11 protein-coding genes are annotated in these 14,870 nt (G+C 68.0%); 3 read left to right on the top strand and 8 right to left on the bottom strand.

What is annotated here, in order from left to right; all coding sequences use genetic code 11:
- Nucleotides 1-74: 74 nt before the first annotated feature.
- On the bottom strand, nt 75-425 hold the full coding sequence (locus tag AB0D49_RS04245; RefSeq protein WP_362750386.1) for a hypothetical protein: 351 nt from the start codon (nt 423-425) through the stop codon (nt 75-77).
- Between the two features lie 330 nt (nt 426-755).
- On the opposite strand from AB0D49_RS04245, the gene AB0D49_RS04240 reads away from it, so the two are divergent.
- Nucleotides 756-1,004: a GntR family transcriptional regulator gene (locus AB0D49_RS04240; RefSeq protein WP_362750383.1), complete on the top strand. Its 249-nt coding sequence runs from the start codon at nt 756-758 to the stop codon at nt 1,002-1,004.
- Nucleotides 1,005-1,286: 282 nt separating this feature from the next.
- Here the strand turns inward: AB0D49_RS04240 and AB0D49_RS04235 are convergent, their stop codons facing one another.
- A complete protein-coding gene (locus AB0D49_RS04235) occupies nt 1,287-2,132 on the bottom strand; it encodes a phosphotransferase (RefSeq protein WP_362750380.1) in 846 nt (281 codons plus the stop codon).
- A 623-nt stretch (nt 2,133-2,755) separates the two neighbouring features.
- On the bottom strand, nt 2,756-3,001 hold the full coding sequence (locus AB0D49_RS04230; protein ID WP_362750377.1) for a hypothetical protein: 246 nt from the start codon (nt 2,999-3,001) through the stop codon (nt 2,756-2,758).
- 620 nt (nt 3,002-3,621) lie between these two features.
- Between AB0D49_RS04230 and AB0D49_RS04225 the strand changes: the two genes are divergently transcribed.
- Entirely contained in the window at nt 3,622-4,953 is a 1,332-nt protein-coding gene (locus AB0D49_RS04225) for a tetratricopeptide repeat protein (RefSeq protein WP_362750374.1), read from the top strand.
- Between the two features lie 245 nt (nt 4,954-5,198).
- Here AB0D49_RS04225 and AB0D49_RS04220 read toward each other — a convergent pair whose 3' ends face one another.
- From AB0D49_RS04220 to AB0D49_RS04200, 5 genes are all read right to left on the bottom strand, one after another.
- Complete coding sequence (locus tag AB0D49_RS04220) at nt 5,199-7,610, bottom strand: galactose oxidase-like domain-containing protein (protein WP_362750371.1); 2,412 nt, start codon at nt 7,608-7,610, stop codon at nt 5,199-5,201.
- A complete protein-coding gene (locus tag AB0D49_RS04215) occupies nt 7,607-8,905 on the bottom strand; it encodes a glycosyltransferase (protein WP_362750368.1) in 1,299 nt (432 codons plus the stop codon). The genes AB0D49_RS04220 and AB0D49_RS04215 overlap by 4 nt, the downstream gene beginning before the upstream one ends.
- Nucleotides 8,902-10,578: a phospholipid carrier-dependent glycosyltransferase gene (locus AB0D49_RS04210; protein WP_362750366.1), complete on the bottom strand. Its 1,677-nt coding sequence runs from the start codon at nt 10,576-10,578 to the stop codon at nt 8,902-8,904. Before AB0D49_RS04210 ends, AB0D49_RS04215 begins: the two co-directional genes overlap by 4 nt.
- A complete protein-coding gene (locus tag AB0D49_RS04205) occupies nt 10,575-11,870 on the bottom strand; it encodes a glycosyltransferase (protein ID WP_362750363.1) in 1,296 nt (431 codons plus the stop codon). Before AB0D49_RS04205 ends, AB0D49_RS04210 begins: the two co-directional genes overlap by 4 nt.
- Before the next feature lie 234 nt (nt 11,871-12,104).
- On the bottom strand, nt 12,105-14,138 hold the full coding sequence (locus tag AB0D49_RS04200) for a thioredoxin domain-containing protein (RefSeq protein ID WP_362750360.1): 2,034 nt from the start codon (nt 14,136-14,138) through the stop codon (nt 12,105-12,107).
- A gap of 145 nt (nt 14,139-14,283) precedes the next feature.
- Between AB0D49_RS04200 and AB0D49_RS04195 the strand changes: the two genes are divergently transcribed.
- Nucleotides 14,284-14,850 (top strand): Uma2 family endonuclease, encoded by a 567-nt coding sequence (locus tag AB0D49_RS04195; RefSeq protein ID WP_362750358.1) that lies wholly within the window; start codon nt 14,284-14,286, stop codon nt 14,848-14,850.
- Nucleotides 14,851-14,870: the final 20 nt, after the last annotated feature.

The following is a 14,870-nucleotide window of genomic DNA, read 5'->3' as shown; positions in this document are numbered from 1 at the left end:
CGCCAGGTCAGCGCAGGGAAAGCCCCGCTCGGATGAGTAGCCGAGCGGGGCTTGTGGCGCGGATCTGCGACGGGTTACGGAACGCTTAGGTCTTCCTCGGTCGGGCCCGCGAGGAACGCCACAGCATGGTTCGGGCACGCGTACAGAGTCACCCCGGGGCCGCTCGGGCACTCGATGTGCCGGACCGGCATGGGCATGTAGGTCCACCGCTTGCAGCGGCAGCACAGCGCGCCGGTTGCAGGGGCGGGTTCGTCCGCCATCACGGCACGCAACAGCGCCCGCTCTTTGCGGGCTACGACGCTGCCGAGCGGCATGGTGGGGTAGTCGTAGTCCACCCCGATCGCCGCGAACCCGGCAGCCCACAACCGCTCCCGCTGGAGTTCGGGAAGCTCTTGTGTCCGCTCATCTCGGAAGATGGCACGCACTTGCTCGGCCGAGGGGGCACGCCACGGACGAGACCAGGGCGAGTCAGGGACGGATGCGGGCGTCTGCGCGGCGAGGAATGCCGCACTGTGGCGTCCGGGCCCGGAGGGGGCGAGGACGGATAACACCCAAGCGAGGGCACGGGCGATAGCATCGCGCATGTCGTTTCAGCTCCCTTAAAGCTGAGGCGGAGCCCCGGGTGGACCGGTCCTACGCGGTCCCTCGGGGCGCTTTCGTTTTCGACGGTAGGCTGACTTGTCTACACCTGTCTATAGCAAGCTGTAGACAGGAGCATCTATGTAGTGATGAGTGCGAGTGTGTACGGTCCGGCTGTGACTGAGTTCGACCCCACCCGCCCGAAGTGGCAGCAGATTGCCGAGGTACTGCGGCAGCGAATCGTGACCGGTGAGTATCCGCCTCAGCACCACTTGTCTGAGGTGAAGTTGGAGGCAGAATTCGGCGTAGCTCGGGTGACGATCCGCAAGGCGACAGCGGCATTGCGGGAACAGGGGTTGATCACCACCGTGCCCGGCATGGGCTCTTTCGTGCTGGACCGGTCGGACGGTCGCGACCAGGGCTAAGCGGGGTCCGCCCCTGTGGGGTGCGCGTCATCCAGGATCATCGCCCCTGACACGCCGCACCGGTCCGGCTTGCCGAAGGGCGTGTGTTCGTCCACCCACAGCGCGGCCACGGTCACAAGGCGCCGACAGAGGGGGCCCGGACAACGGAGCGTGATCACGTTTCCGGTCCAGTCCCGATGCACGGTATGCGCTAATCCAAGATCTGCGGGGTGTGGAGCGATCAGGACGGTGCGGCTCATGGTGCGCACCTGCGGGACAGCCCCGTCCGCAATGTTCGGCGGATCATGACGGACGGGGGGATTTGAGACCACCTCGCCGATGGCTGCCGGACAGTGCGCGGGGGAAGTCGAGCAGATGCTGAAACCGCGCATTGCTGGCTGCCGCGTCCCGCTCCCCCACGTGAGCGGTGAACTGTCGGCATGTTCCGTTCACGAACGCCTCAACTGCTGGACTGTCCGCCTGTTGCCAACTGGGGATGCTGGACAGCCACGTACTTGTGTCCCCGGGGGTCTGCCCGAAGCACATCAACCATGTGGCCGTGTAGGCGGCATCGATCCATGCGGGTCCGAGGGCGGGCATGGCCCAATCCACAAGGTAGGCGGGTCCGTTGTGGCTGATCAGGACGTTGTGAGGGTTGATGTCCGTGTGGAGCAGATGCGTGCCGCGCAGCGCTTGGGCTTCCGAAGTGCTCAGGTGTTCGACGAGGCGGTCCGCCAACTGGGGAACAGGAAACGCGGGCGCACGCAGGTGCCCGAGCCGGCGAAGTGTGGCAGCGAGCGGGATCAGATCACCGGTCCCGGGGCCGTAGTCGACGTGTCTCCCATCGATGTGGGCGAACGCAAGGCACATCCACCCTTCCGCTTCGAACCGGTGGCGGACCGTGGGGCTGACACCGCCGACCAGCTTGCTCAACCGCTCTTCCCAGAGCAGGCCGGCGACCCCTGCCGCATCGGATGTCCGCACGCCCTTGATGAACAGCGGCCCGCTCTTCCGGGTGCGTGCGATCAGGGCAACGGCACAGTTGAAACCGGTGGCCACGACTTCCGACGCGACCACGGGACCGGTGCGCGACTCCACCACCCGGCGTAGAGCGGAGGGAAGTTCATCCCATAAGATACGTTCTGTCATTAAATCCTCGCTTCGAGCCGGAAGGGGCGCCGGGAGGCTGAGCCCGGTACCCCTTCTTCTCAAGGGTGCTACTTCTGCGTAGCCCCGCATTTGCGGCACCGATTTGCGCCGCTCCATTTGACCCACTCGTGGTCACACTTGTTGCTCAGAATGTACGGACCCATTGCTGAACCTCCCTGTTCGATGTGCGCCTATCAGGATTGCTCCCCGCCAAGCTGGTGCAGCTCAGTACACCGAGGGGCGCACGGTGGGCTACGCCGCTCGGTGCGCCGAGCCCGGTCGGGCCCGGAGTTCCGCCCGACTGCCGCTGTCCCTCTCTGGCAGTCGGACGGGGCTTGGATGCGCCCGACCCCGTTCCGTCACTTCGGGGTCGGGCATCCGCTCTCGCTTGAGCACCGGCCGTGATGGTTACCGGCGCTCCCGGGAAGTCCTCGACAAAAGCGGAGTGGTGTCCCGTTCCTGCCGGGATTCCGATAGCTGGGGAGCCTGTTCGATACGTCCGGCAGGAACGGGAATCTAGGGTCGGAGCACCATGCAGAGCGCGAATCCGCACGAACCACTCAGCACAGCAATCAGGAATGGTCCGGTGATCACTGCGGCAAGATCCCACAACCGCTTCACGGTCACCGCCCCCGTTCGCGTGCCCGCTGGAGTTTGGCCAGGGCGACCAGTTGGCGGGCCTCACGCTCCGTTCCCCGTCTCAGCCGGGTGAAGTTCACGCGCCAGATGAAACCCGTGGGGCGCTGCAACTCGACCCAACGGCCATCAAGATTTCGCACCGTGCCGGGCATTTCGTAGTCACGATCGAAGACAACCGCGCCGATGACGATCTCGTTTGGGGTGCGGAAGAACGGGTGCGGCTTGCTCACCCGTGCGGGTGCCGCAACGGGGTTGCGACTTCTCATGGCGATCCGCCCCCGTCCCGTCGCTTCCTGTTGTCTTCACGCACCAGCGACCGCAACCGGGAGAGAGTCTGGCTGTCCCCCTCGCCGGAAACTGTCTGGTCCGTGACGTGTCGGTGCGGGTGCTGTCTGATCGTCTCGTCTGCTGCCCGTTCACTGCTGACGCTGCCCAGTTTCCGGGCGGAGTCCCGAGAGGTTGCCGCTGCACCGCACTCGGCGCACCCCTCGACCGGGGCAGGCTGTAGCGGCGGTACGTGGAGTGCGAGCCGCTTGGACGTGTCAGTCATTGATCAACCTCCGCAAGCCGGCCTCGACCTTCCTGAGCGCCGACTGAGTGGGGAGTGTGTAGCCGGTCCGTGGTACCCACTCCGGTGCGAGGCACCAGAACCCGCCTCTACAGATGAGCGCCGCCAACTCGGCCACGTCGCAGTGCTCCGCGGGTGGTTGCTGGTCCATGTCCGGTCCCTCGCTGTGGGCGTCCTTGCTCGCACTAGGCAACCGCTCCGCTACTCACAGCGGTACCGTTGATGCAATGGCAGGACTTAAGAGCTTTAAGTGACCTTAAGATGCTGGGAGTTGAGGGGCCGATGGGCGATCTGGCACCGAACATGGCGCTTGAGCACGTGTACCGGGAAACCGGCTGGACACTGCGTCAGTTCGCACAGGAGATCAACCGCTTGGGCACGGAGCGCGGGACACCACTGCGGTATCGAGAACCATCGGTGCACCAGTGGCTCAAGGGTCACATGCCCAAGGAAGACACTCGCCCGTTGATCCTCGAAGCGCTCTCCCGCAGACTTCACCGTCCTGTCACCTCCGACGAGGTGGGTTTTCCCTTCTCTTCTCTTGAGTTGAATCAATCCGTCAGCACGGTGGAGGGGTTGTTCGACTTAGGAAGGGAAGATATGGACCCATCCCGTCGCAGGGTCCTTGGCGCAGGGGTTTTCTCCGTGGCGCTCACTATTCCAGGGTGGCAAGATGTAGTCGGCCGGATGGATGCGGTAGGAGTCGATCCACAACGGCGTATTGGGCAACGTGAAATCCAGGGCGTGACAAAAATGACAGAACGCCTGATGGACATCTATAGCGAATTCGGCGGACGCTACGCACGTCCGATGGCTGCCGCTTTCCTTGTGAACACGGTTGCCCCGCATTTGAAAGCGAGCACATCGGAAGAGAACCGTAAATCACTGCTCTCCGCTGTTTCCTTTCTCTGCTATCTGACTGGATGGATGGCAGTGGACGAGGGGACGCATGGACGAGCACAGCAGTACTACGTAAAGAGCCTGGAGCTTGCGGGGGTTGGCGGCGACCGCATGACCTACTGCCATGTCCTGCGCGGTATGTCAGTGCAAGCAGCGAATCTGGGGCACGGCACGCCGGCAGTAAGGCTTGCGAATGCAGCCGCAGAGTCGTCGCCTGAATCCACCCCCCGAATGCGAGCATTTCTCACCGGACAACAGGCACACGCGTACGCGCTAGCAGGAGAAAAGGCGAACGCGTTCAATAGCCTGCGAGAGGCGGAACGTGCCGTAAATCAGGCGGAAAGTCAGCCCGAAGCATTTGGCGGCTTCAACTCGGCCACACTGGCGTATGTCACGGCGCAAGTCCGGTACGCATTGGGTGATACAGCAGGAAGCATTGAGTCCCTCAATGATCATTTCCCCCTCCGGGACTCCACGGATAAGCAGCTAACCAAACTGCTGTTCAGCTCGCTACTCGCAGAAAGGCAAATCAAAATCGGCCACCTGGAGGCGGCCTGCGCCACTTGGAACACGATCCTGGATGAGTATCCGGCGATTCACTCGGGCAGGATCGATGCACAGTTGGCAAAGATTCCTTCACTGCTTTCGCCGTATCGATTGAATCCGATCGCACGGCATACCCGCGAGCGGTTCCGTGAACTCCTTCCGAGATGAGAAACCCGGCGCCAGGGGCAATCCGAGTGAAGGAACAGGGGAAAAAGATACCCCCGCACTCGCCATCCCTTTCGGAATAGTTGGTGCGGAGGCCCTTAATGCGGTCACCCTTCAGGACATTCCTGAGCCGGGCGGCACCCTTTCCGCCGAACCCCGGCCGTTCGTCAGCCCTGTAACCGCCATGTCGGCTTCAGTGGCGGCACGGAGGGGCGCGGGTGAGCGCCACGCCCTCCGTGCGTCGCCCTCTACCGGCGCTTCACGTCCTTCTTGTCGCACGCCGTGCCGTTGCCGTTCGGGTCCAGGAGCAAGGGGTCGTCCTTGCCGTTTACCTTTAGGCGGCCGTAGTCGTTGGCGGCCAGCCACTCGCAGCGGGACGCCGTTGTCTTCTTGACGTCCGGTGGGAAGACCGTCGGGACGCAGATGTTGGCGGAGCCGTAGTGGCGGTCGCAGCCGGAGATGGTCGGCGGGACCTTCTGGGACGCGCGCTTCTTGCCCGGCTTGGTGACCTTGCCGGAGAGGTCGCCCGCGAAGTCATGGACATGGGCGGAGGCGTCCGTCGCCGACAGGGCCTGCGGGCCCTGGAGGTGGACCCACTTCGCCACCGACGGCACGCCCGCCGCGTCCACCGCGAAGAGCATGTACCAGCCCGGAGGGGCGAGGTTCGGGTTGGACGTGACGTTCAGGTCTACCGTGTTGCCGTCGACCGTCAGCGGCAGGTCCACGAACCGCTGGTTGGGGTCGGAGGAGTGGGTGACGGCGGCCGGGCGGATCAGTTCCGCCTTGGCGATCGGCCGGTCCACCGTGATCCGCTGGGTGTCGCCGTAGGTCCACTCGGTGTCGATCAGTGAGGTGATCGCCGGACGGTCGCCCCTCAGGAGGTAGGGCGGGGTGTAGACCGAGACGTTGTGGTTCCAGGAGCCGTTGCCCGGGTTGTCACCGGTGGTCATCACCCGGCCGTCGGGCAGCAGGAACGCCGAGGAGTGGTAGCCGCGCGCCTCGGGGTCGGTGGCGACGGGGTCGAACGTGCCGGTCGCCGGGTCGTAGAGCGAGGTCTCGAAGACCGGGTTGGCCCGGTTGTGCAGGGCGCCGCCGGTCTCCAGGACCTTGCCGTCGGGCAGCAGCACCGCGGAGAGGTACATCTTGCCCTGGTCGCCGGTCTGCGGGACCGGTCCGGCGCCGAAGTCGACCGTGCCCTGCGGGATGGGCGGCCCCGCCACATACGCGGGGTTCGGGTCCTTGAGGTCGATGACGTCGGTGAGCCGGTTCGCCTCGGGGTTGGAGTCGATGTTGCCGCCGCCGAGGGTCAGGACCTTCTGGTCCTGGGCGGGCGGCAGCAGCACGCTCGCCGACTGGTCGCGTTCGTCCTTGTTCTGGAGGCCGGGTACCTGGGTGATGGTGTTGGCGTCGTAGTCGTAGATCGCCGAGCCGGTGCCGGGGATGTTGTTGCCGAAGACATGGCTGCCGGAGTAGAAGAGGCGGCCGTCCTGCATCAGGATCATCGACGGGTACAGGCCCCAGAAGGACCAGGTCTGGTTGACCTGCCAGGTCGGCAGCCACTTCTGCTGGGCGTCCGACCAGAGTTCGGCGCTGACGGCCCCGGTGGAGTCCTCCTTCAGCCCGCCGAAGGAGATCACGTCACCGTTGCCGAGGATGGTCGCCGACGGGTACCAGTGCCCGTCGTTCATGTCGTTGGTCTTGGTGTACGTCTCCGTCTCGGGGTCGAAGATGTACGAGTCCTTGTAGCCCTGGTAGCCGAGGGTGCCGTCGGCCGACGGATAGCCCTTGTTGCCGCTCATCACCAGCACCCGGCCGTCCTGGAGCTGGACATGACCGGCGCAGAACATGTCCTTGGGCGTCGGGACGATCGTGTACGTGCCGTCCGAGGGGTCGTAGACGGCGGAGGTGAAGGTGCCCGCCTCGAACATCTCCGGGTCGTTGCCGGACCCGGCGATCAGCAGCACCTTGCCGTTGTGCAGGACGACGGAGTGCATGGAGCGGACCGGGTTCTGCACCGGGAGCACGTCCCAGCGGCCGTTGGCGCACTCCTCGGCGGTGCCGGTGCACTCCGGGTCCGGTATCGGGTCGGCGACCTGCTCCATGACGTAGTCGTCGGTGGTGGCGGAGCCGGTGCCGTAGACGGAGACGCCCCAGGTGATCTGGTCGGTGCCGGGCGGGATCTCCGGGGTGCGTACGCCCGCCTGGGTCCAGTCGGCGGCCAGGTCGAGGGTCTTGAGGTCGGTCCAGTACTGCCAGCCCGCGGTGGTGTCATGCCGGAACAGGGTGATGTTGGCGTCCGGGGTGGTCGTCTTGTACCAGAGCGACAGGTCGTACTGCTTGCCCTCGGTGACCAGGGGCGCGCAGGCCGCGGACTCGGTGATCAGCGCCTTGCGGTCGCCGTCCGCGCGGCGGGTCAGGGTGACCTTCATGGCGCTGTCGCCGGAGTGGGCGTCGGTGGTGGTCTCGAAGGTGAAGTCGTTGTCGCCCCAGCCCGACTTGGACCAGCAGGCCGGCATGTCGCCGGTGCCCGCCGTCTCGAAGCCGGGGTTGGTGATGAGGTTGGCGGCCGACGCGGACTGCGGCGAGGTGAGCAGCAGTCCGCCGGTCAGCGCGGCGACGGCGAGCAGGGCGGTGGAGGTTCTCCGTCTCTCGGGTCTCACGCCGCTCTCCCCTCTGAGCTGGTCGCTCCGGGTGTTCCCGGCGTCTCGTGCGTTCCGTGCGTGATGTGATCGCGGTCGTGATCGTGGTCGTGGTCGTGCACTCGGCTCTCCCTTGCTGTGCTGCCGCTCTCTTCCTGATCGCCCCGCGTCCCACGGCGGGGCAGATAGACCAGCGCCTCGGTCCCGATGAAGCGCAGGACGAACGTCGTCACCAGCGCGAGCGCGGTGGCGGACAGGGCTTCCATGCCGAACCGGCCGACGAGCAGCGCGATCAGCGGGATGCGCAGCAGCAGATCGGCGTTGGCGAGCAGGGCGAACCGGCCGAGCCGGTCCCACCAGCGGCGGAAGCGGCGGCGGTCGCGGAACAGCAGCCGCTCGATGAGCAGGAAGTTCCAGGCGACCCCGAACTGGTTGGCGACCACCTCGGCGGGCACATAGTGCATCCCGGCGGCGGTCAGGCCCCACAGTCCGAGCAGATTGGGCAGGAAGCCGGTGGCGCCGATCAGTCCGAAGACCACCATCCGGGCGACCGGTGAGGCGGTGCGCAGCCCGGCGAGATGGCGCAGGAAGCGCAGCCCCTCACGGGCGGTGGACTTGGACTCCCCGGCGAAGCGGTCCTGGAAGACGAACGGCACCTCGCTGACCCCGCGCGGACGGGCGCGGACGGCGAGTTCGAGCAGGATCTTGTAGCCGAGGGGCTTGAGGTCCTCGGCGGTGACCGCGCTGCGGCGGATCGCGAAGAAGCCGCTCATGGGGTCGCTGATGCCGTGCAGCCGGCGCGGGAAGAGGGACTTGGTGAGCCAGGTCGCGACGCGGGACACGGCGACGCGATAGCTTCCGGCGAGTCCGGCGCGGCTGCCGCCCTTGATGTAGCGGGAGGCGACGACCAGCGCGGCGCCGGTCCGCTCGCCGGTGGCGACGAGTTCGGGGACCAGGGAGGGCGGATGCTGGCAGTCGCCGTCCATGACGACGACCCAGTCCGACCCGGCGGTCCGGATGCCCTCCACCACGGCGCCGCCGAGCCCTCCGGTGGGTTCGTCGCGGTGCAGCACGGTCACCGGGTAGGGGCAGTCGCGGGCTGCGGCGCGGATCACGTCGGGGGTGTCGTCGGTGGAGTCGTCCACGAAGACCACCTCGCAGGGCAGCCGCGCGGGCACCGACTCGGTGATCTGCCGCAGCAGCTGCCGTACGTTCGCGGACTCGTTGTAGGTGGGGACGACGACGGTGACGGCGCCCGGTTCGGGGACCTCGGTGGTCAGCGGGGCGGGGCCGCCGAGGATGTGGTCCTGGCTCATCGGGCGCCTCCGGTGACGGCCACGGCGTCCGCGTCGGCGTCGGCGCCGGTGGTGATCCGGCGTATCTCCACCCGGTCCTCGCCCTCGCCGAACACGGCGACCGGCGTGGAGTGCTCGATGGCGGCCTTCACGTTCGGCAGGTCGACGGCGTCCCGGCGCACGGTCGGGGAGGCGACGACGTAGTCGAGGTCACGCCAGCCGTCCGGCATGGTCTTGGTGACGGCGGGGTCGAGGTCGGCCTTGTAGAACCAGATGACGCCGAGCCCGGGTTCGTATCCGGCGTGCACCAGGTCCAGCCACATGGCGTCGTCCACCAGGACCCGGGTGTCCTCGGGGTCGGGCACCTCGGTGGCCATCCAGCGCGTGGCGGCCTGGTAGGGCGCGTTGGCGTCGGTGGTCATGGCGATGTGGGCGCCGTCGTACCAGCGGGGTACGACATAGGCGCCCGCGGAGATGGCGAGGACCGTGGCGAGGGCGTACCGGCCGCCGGTGACGGCCCGCTTCTCGCCGGGGCGCCGGCCGCGGCGCAGACAGGCGTGGGCGACGGACGCGGTGCCCCCGGCGAGGACCAGGGCGAGGAAGGGCAGCGCCTGGATGATGTACATCGCGGGGAGGTAGCCGCTGGGGCGCAGGGCGACCACGGCGAGGATGGTGACGGTGAGACAGGGTCCGGCCAGCGCGCGGGCGGTGACCGACCAGCGCCAGGTCAGCAGGAGCAGCACCGCGCCCGCGAGCCCGCCGAGGAGCAGCACCCGGTCGTAGTACAGCCAGGACTGGAGGACGCCCCAGGAGCCGGTGCCCTGGTCGAGGATGAAGCCGGAGCCGGGCCGGGTCATCTGGTAGGTGATGCCGTCCCAGAGGGAGACATGGCCCGCGCCGGGCAGCAGTTCGCCCTTCAGCAGCGCGAACAGGGGGTAGGAGAAGCCGATCAGGGCGCAGGCGGTGATGGCGCCGGTGACGGCGAACTTCCGGGTGTCGCGGTGGCTGTGGCGCCACATGGTGAGCAGCAGCGCCGGGAGGATGACGAGCATCGTCTCCTTGGTGAGCACGGCGGTCGCGGCGGCGATCCCGGCGCCGAAGTGGTGCCAGAGGTGGCGGCTCGGGGAGGCGGCGAGGCAGAACGCCAGCAGGGTCCACATCACGGCGAGGTTGTCGAGGAATATCTCGCGCTGGAGGACCACGGAGAGCGGGGAGAGCCCGAAGATCGCCATGGCGAGTCCGGCGGCCCAGCGGGGCAGGGCGAGACGGCGGGCCAGGACGTAGAGCAGGACCGCGGAGGCCGCGCTGATCAGGAGCATCGCCACGCGCATCGAGCCGACGGTCATCGACTCGGGGCTGAGCAGGGCGGGTATCCAGGTCAGCACGGCCAGTTGTATCCAGCCGAGCGGCGGGTGGTCGTACCAGTAGGTGTAGTGGGCCAGGCCCCGGCCCTCCTGGACGGCCCACGCCTGGGCGAGATAGGTGCCCTCGTCGTCGCTGAGGGCGGGGTAGTCGGCGATGTTCCAGCCCTGCACGACCATGATCACGAGCAGTAGGGCGGCGCACAGCAGCAGGTCGGGGCGGGACGAGCGGAGCCGTCGCGGTGGGGGCGGCGGGCCGGGCCGGGCCATCCGGACAGGCCGGGGCTGCGCGGGGACCGTGGTGGTGGTCACCGCGTCGAGGGTGGAGGTCACGCGGGAACGTCCTCTCGGATGTCTCGGGTGGCTCGGGTGGCCTCATCGCCGTGCGCCGGGCCCAGATGGGCGCCGACATGCGTGGTCAGCTCCCAGTCGTTGCGTCCGCGCTGCTCCCGCCAGACGGCGCGGAGCGCCGCCCCGGCGAGCAGCACCTGGTAGAAGGGGCCGCCCACGACCAGCTTGAGGTAGTGGACGAATCGCACGCGCAGTCCGTACTGCTTGCCGAAGTCGTGCAGGCCGACGATCTCGAAGACGAAGGTGACCAGGGCGGTGACGGCCGGCAGGAAGGTGATGAAGGCGATGCCCACGGGGACGTCGAGGAAGAGCGCGATGGCGATGTTGAGCGGGATGATCAGCCCGGTGAACGCCTGCATGAACGGGGTCATCAGGGTGTAGCGGGCCAGCAGGCGCTGTCCGAGGGTGGGGAGCTGCTTCCAGTCCTTCTTCCGGTACACCTGGAGGAAGCCCTGGTTCCAGCGGGTGCGCTGCTTGAGCAGGGACATCAGCGAGCCCGGGGTCTCCTCGCGGGTGACCATCTCGGAGTCGTAGGCGACGACGACCTTCTTGCCGACGCTGGACAGCCGCACCCCGAGATCGCAGTCCTCGGCGAGGCAGTCGGGGTCCCAGCCGTCCGCTTCGCGCAGTACGTCGGTGCGGACGAAGACGGTGTTGCCGCCGAGCGGGATGAACCCCTTCTGGGCGTGCAGATGCAGCCGGGAACGGAACCAGAAGAAGTACTCCAGGCAGTTGCGCAGGCTGTACCAGCTGGAGTGGAAGTTGATCAGCTGGACCCCGCCCTGGACGACATCGGCGCCGGTGGAGCGGAAAGCGTGGTCGACATGGGCGAGCAGCTCCGGATGGACCTGGTCCTCGGCGTCGAAGACCCCGACGACATCGCCCCGGCAGTACGGCAGGGCGGTGTTCATGGCCTTCGGTTTGTTCTTCTTCTCATGGGTGTCCACCACGACCCGGACCCGGGGATCGCGTTCCTCGGCCGCCCGTGCCACCTCGGTGGTCTCCGGGTCGTCATGGCCGACGATGACGATGATCTCGTAGTCGGTGTGCGAGGACTCCAGCAGGCGCTGGATGGTGTGGTCGAGCACGGCCTGTTCATGGCGGGCCGGCAGCAGCAGCGAGAAGGAGACATGGCCCTCCCCGTCCGGTCTGCCGAACCGGGTGGAGGCGAGCACCTCCGGTGTGCGCCACGCGTGCATCTGCCACCACAGAGTGAACGCCGCCATCCAGAAAAGGGCGAGCGACACGGTGGCGACCAAGACGGACGTCAGCAAGAAAGATCCCCCCAGATCCCTTAATCCCCCGGGCGCGACGGCAGGTCATGGCCGTCACGTCACCGTGGAGAGATTAAGGGGGATGTGTGAAGCGCGGGGGCCGTTCCGATAAAAAGCGTGTTTCGGATCGGCGGGTGGGTAGCGGGGCGTATCCGAACAGGTGCTCCTATTCGGACGGTCCGGACCACCGCGGAGACGGCCGCTGGCCGGGGACTTTGCGGCGGCCGGGGCGAATCAGCCGGTCAGGGCCGTGCGGAGGGTGTCCGGATCTGTCGTCGGGGTGTCGCAGGTGAAGCTACGGCATACGTAGGCCGCCGCCTGGCCACTGATGAGCGGTCGCCCGGCGAGCAGCGGGAACTCCCCGCCGTCCGGGACCCCGTACGCGACGACCGCGCCCGGCGCGGTGCCCAGCAGTGCCGTGCGGTGCAGTGCCCGCCCGCCTTCGTCACCCGGATCGGGTCCGACGACGGCCACCTCGCGCGGCCCGTCGAGCAGCGCCTCGGCGACCGCGAGCCCCCAGCCGATGAACCGCGGCACCCGTGGCCCGAGCGCCTTGACCACGCCGAGCGCCCGTTCGGCGGCGGTGCGGTGCGGCTCGGCGCCGGTCTGGGCGGCGTACCCGAGCAGCGCGCCCGCTGCGGCGGTCCAGCCGGAGGGCGCGGCGTTGTCCGTGGGGTCCTGCGGGCGGCGGATCAGCCGCTCGGCGTCGGCCGCCGTGTCGTACAGCGCCCCGCTGTCCGGGTCGGTGAACCGGGCCAGCACATGGTCGAGCAGGAATCCGGCGAACTCCAGCCACACCCCCTCGCCGGTGACCGACGCCAGCGCGAGGAAGCCCTCGGCGACATCCGCGTAGTCCTCCAGCACCCCGGCGTTCGCCCCGGCCCGCCCGTCCTTGCTGGTGCGGGTGAGCCGCGCGTGCTCGTCCAGATGCAGCCGGACGACGAGATCGGCGGCGGCGACGGCCGCGTCCACCAGGTCGGGGCGGTCGAAGTAGGCGCCGGTCTCGGCGAGCGCGGCGATGGCGAGCCCGTTCCAGGCGGCGACCACCTTGTCGTCCCGGCCGGGCGCGGGCCGCTCGGCGCGCCGCGCGAGCAGCCGCCGCCGGACCGACTCGACCCGCCCGGCGTCGAACACCTCCTCCTGCTGCGGCAGTTGCAGCACGGAGGCACCTTCCTCGAAGGTCCCTTCCTCGGTGACCCCGAAGTACCGCGCGGCCAGCACGGCATCCTCGTCACCGAGCGTCTCGCGCAGCTGCTCCGGCGTCCACACGTAGTAGGCGCCCTCCACATGCCGTCCGGTGCCGTCGTCGCTGTCCGCGTCCAGCGCGGAGGCGAACCCGCCCTCGGCGGTGCGCAGTTCCCGGACCATGAAGTCGGCGGTCTCCAGCGCCACCCGCCGGGCCAGCTCCGAGCCGGTGGCCCGCCACAGATGCGCGTACACCCGGCACAGCAGGGCATTGTCGTACAGCATCTTCTCGAAGTGCGGCACCACCCACTCGCGGTCGACCGAGTAGCGGGCGAAGCCGCCGCCGAGCTGGTCGTAGATCCCGCCCCGGGCCATCCGCTCACAGGTGTCCGACGCCATCTGGAGCGCGCCCTCGGCGCCCGTGCGGGCGTGGTGGCGCAGCAGGAACTCGATCACCATGGACGGCGGGAACTTCGGCGCCCCGCCGAACCCGCCGCGCTGCGGGTCGTACTCCCGGGTCAGCCCCAGCAGCGCCTGCGCGGCCTCCTCCTCGCCGGGCGGCTGCTCGTCGCCGTAGGAGATCTCCCGTCCCGCGAGATCCCGGACGATCTTCCCCGCGACCTCGGTGACCTCCTCCCGCCGCCCGCTCCACGCCTGCCCGACCCCCTGCAACACCTGCTGGAACGACGGCATACCGTGGCGCGGGACGGGCGGGAAGTACGTACCGAAGTAGAACGGCTCGGCGTCCGGCGTCAGAAACACGGTCATGGGCCAGCCGCCCTGTCCGGTGGCCGCCTGCACCGCCTCCATATAGACCGCGTCGACATCGGGCCGCTCCTCGCGGTCCACCTTGATGTTCACGAAGTGCGCGTTCATGAAGGCGGCGACGGCTTCGTCCTCGAAGGACTCTTTGGCTAGGACATGGCACCAGTGGCACGAGCTGTACCCGACGCTCAGCAGAACGGGCACGTCCCGCTCGCGCGCCTCGGCGAAAGCCTCCGGCGACCACGGCCACCAGTCGACGGGGTTGTCGGCGTGCTGGAGCAGGTACGGCGAGGTCTCGCTCGCAAGGCGATTCGGCATGTGGCCAATCTATGCCGTGCCCCCGCCCCGCCGCGGGCCCGGCACGGCTCGGGGCCCCTTTCACGGTTCCGGGCCCGAGCCCGCCCCGGACAGTACGCTGGGGGAAGCACTGCCGAACCGCCGAGGCCCTCGAAGGAGGAGCACCATGACCGCTGACATGGTGGCGCCCGCGTGGATGCACACGCAGATCACCGCGGAGCAGTACGACTCCTGGTCCGAGGAGCAGTGCGCCGGCATCGAGATCGTGGACGGGATGGTCGTCGTGAGCCCGAGCGCCTCCAAGCGGCACAACCGGCTGGCCCGAGTCCTGGCCAATGCCCTGGACGCCGCCGCGGGCCCGGACTGGAACGCCGACACGGACTTCGACGTCCGTCTGCAGGACGTCCCGCTCACCAACCGCCGTCCGGACGTCATCGTCTACCGGGCAGACACCATCGACCTCACGCCCACCCGCCCCGAGCACGTGCTCCTGGTCGTCGAGGTCGTCTCGCCCGGTTCGGAGACCACGGACCGGATCGTGAAGGTGGACCAGTACGCCAAGGCGGGCATCCCCTTCTACTGGCGGGTCGAACAGGCCGCCACCGGGGTTCCGATCATCTACACCTACATTCTCGACCCCGCCACCAAGGCATACAGGGACGGCGAGATGTTCACCGGCACGGTGAAGGCGACCGCACCCTTTTCTCTCATGGTCGATCTTGGGGCCCTGTAGGGGACACCGAAAGGTCGGCC

It is taken from the genome of Streptomyces sp. NPDC048290, from assembly GCF_040652095.1.
GTDB lineage: Bacteria > Actinomycetota > Actinomycetes > Streptomycetales > Streptomycetaceae > Streptomyces.
Note: the sequence above shows the minus strand (reverse complement) of the source record. Positions and strands in the feature narration are given on the sequence as shown.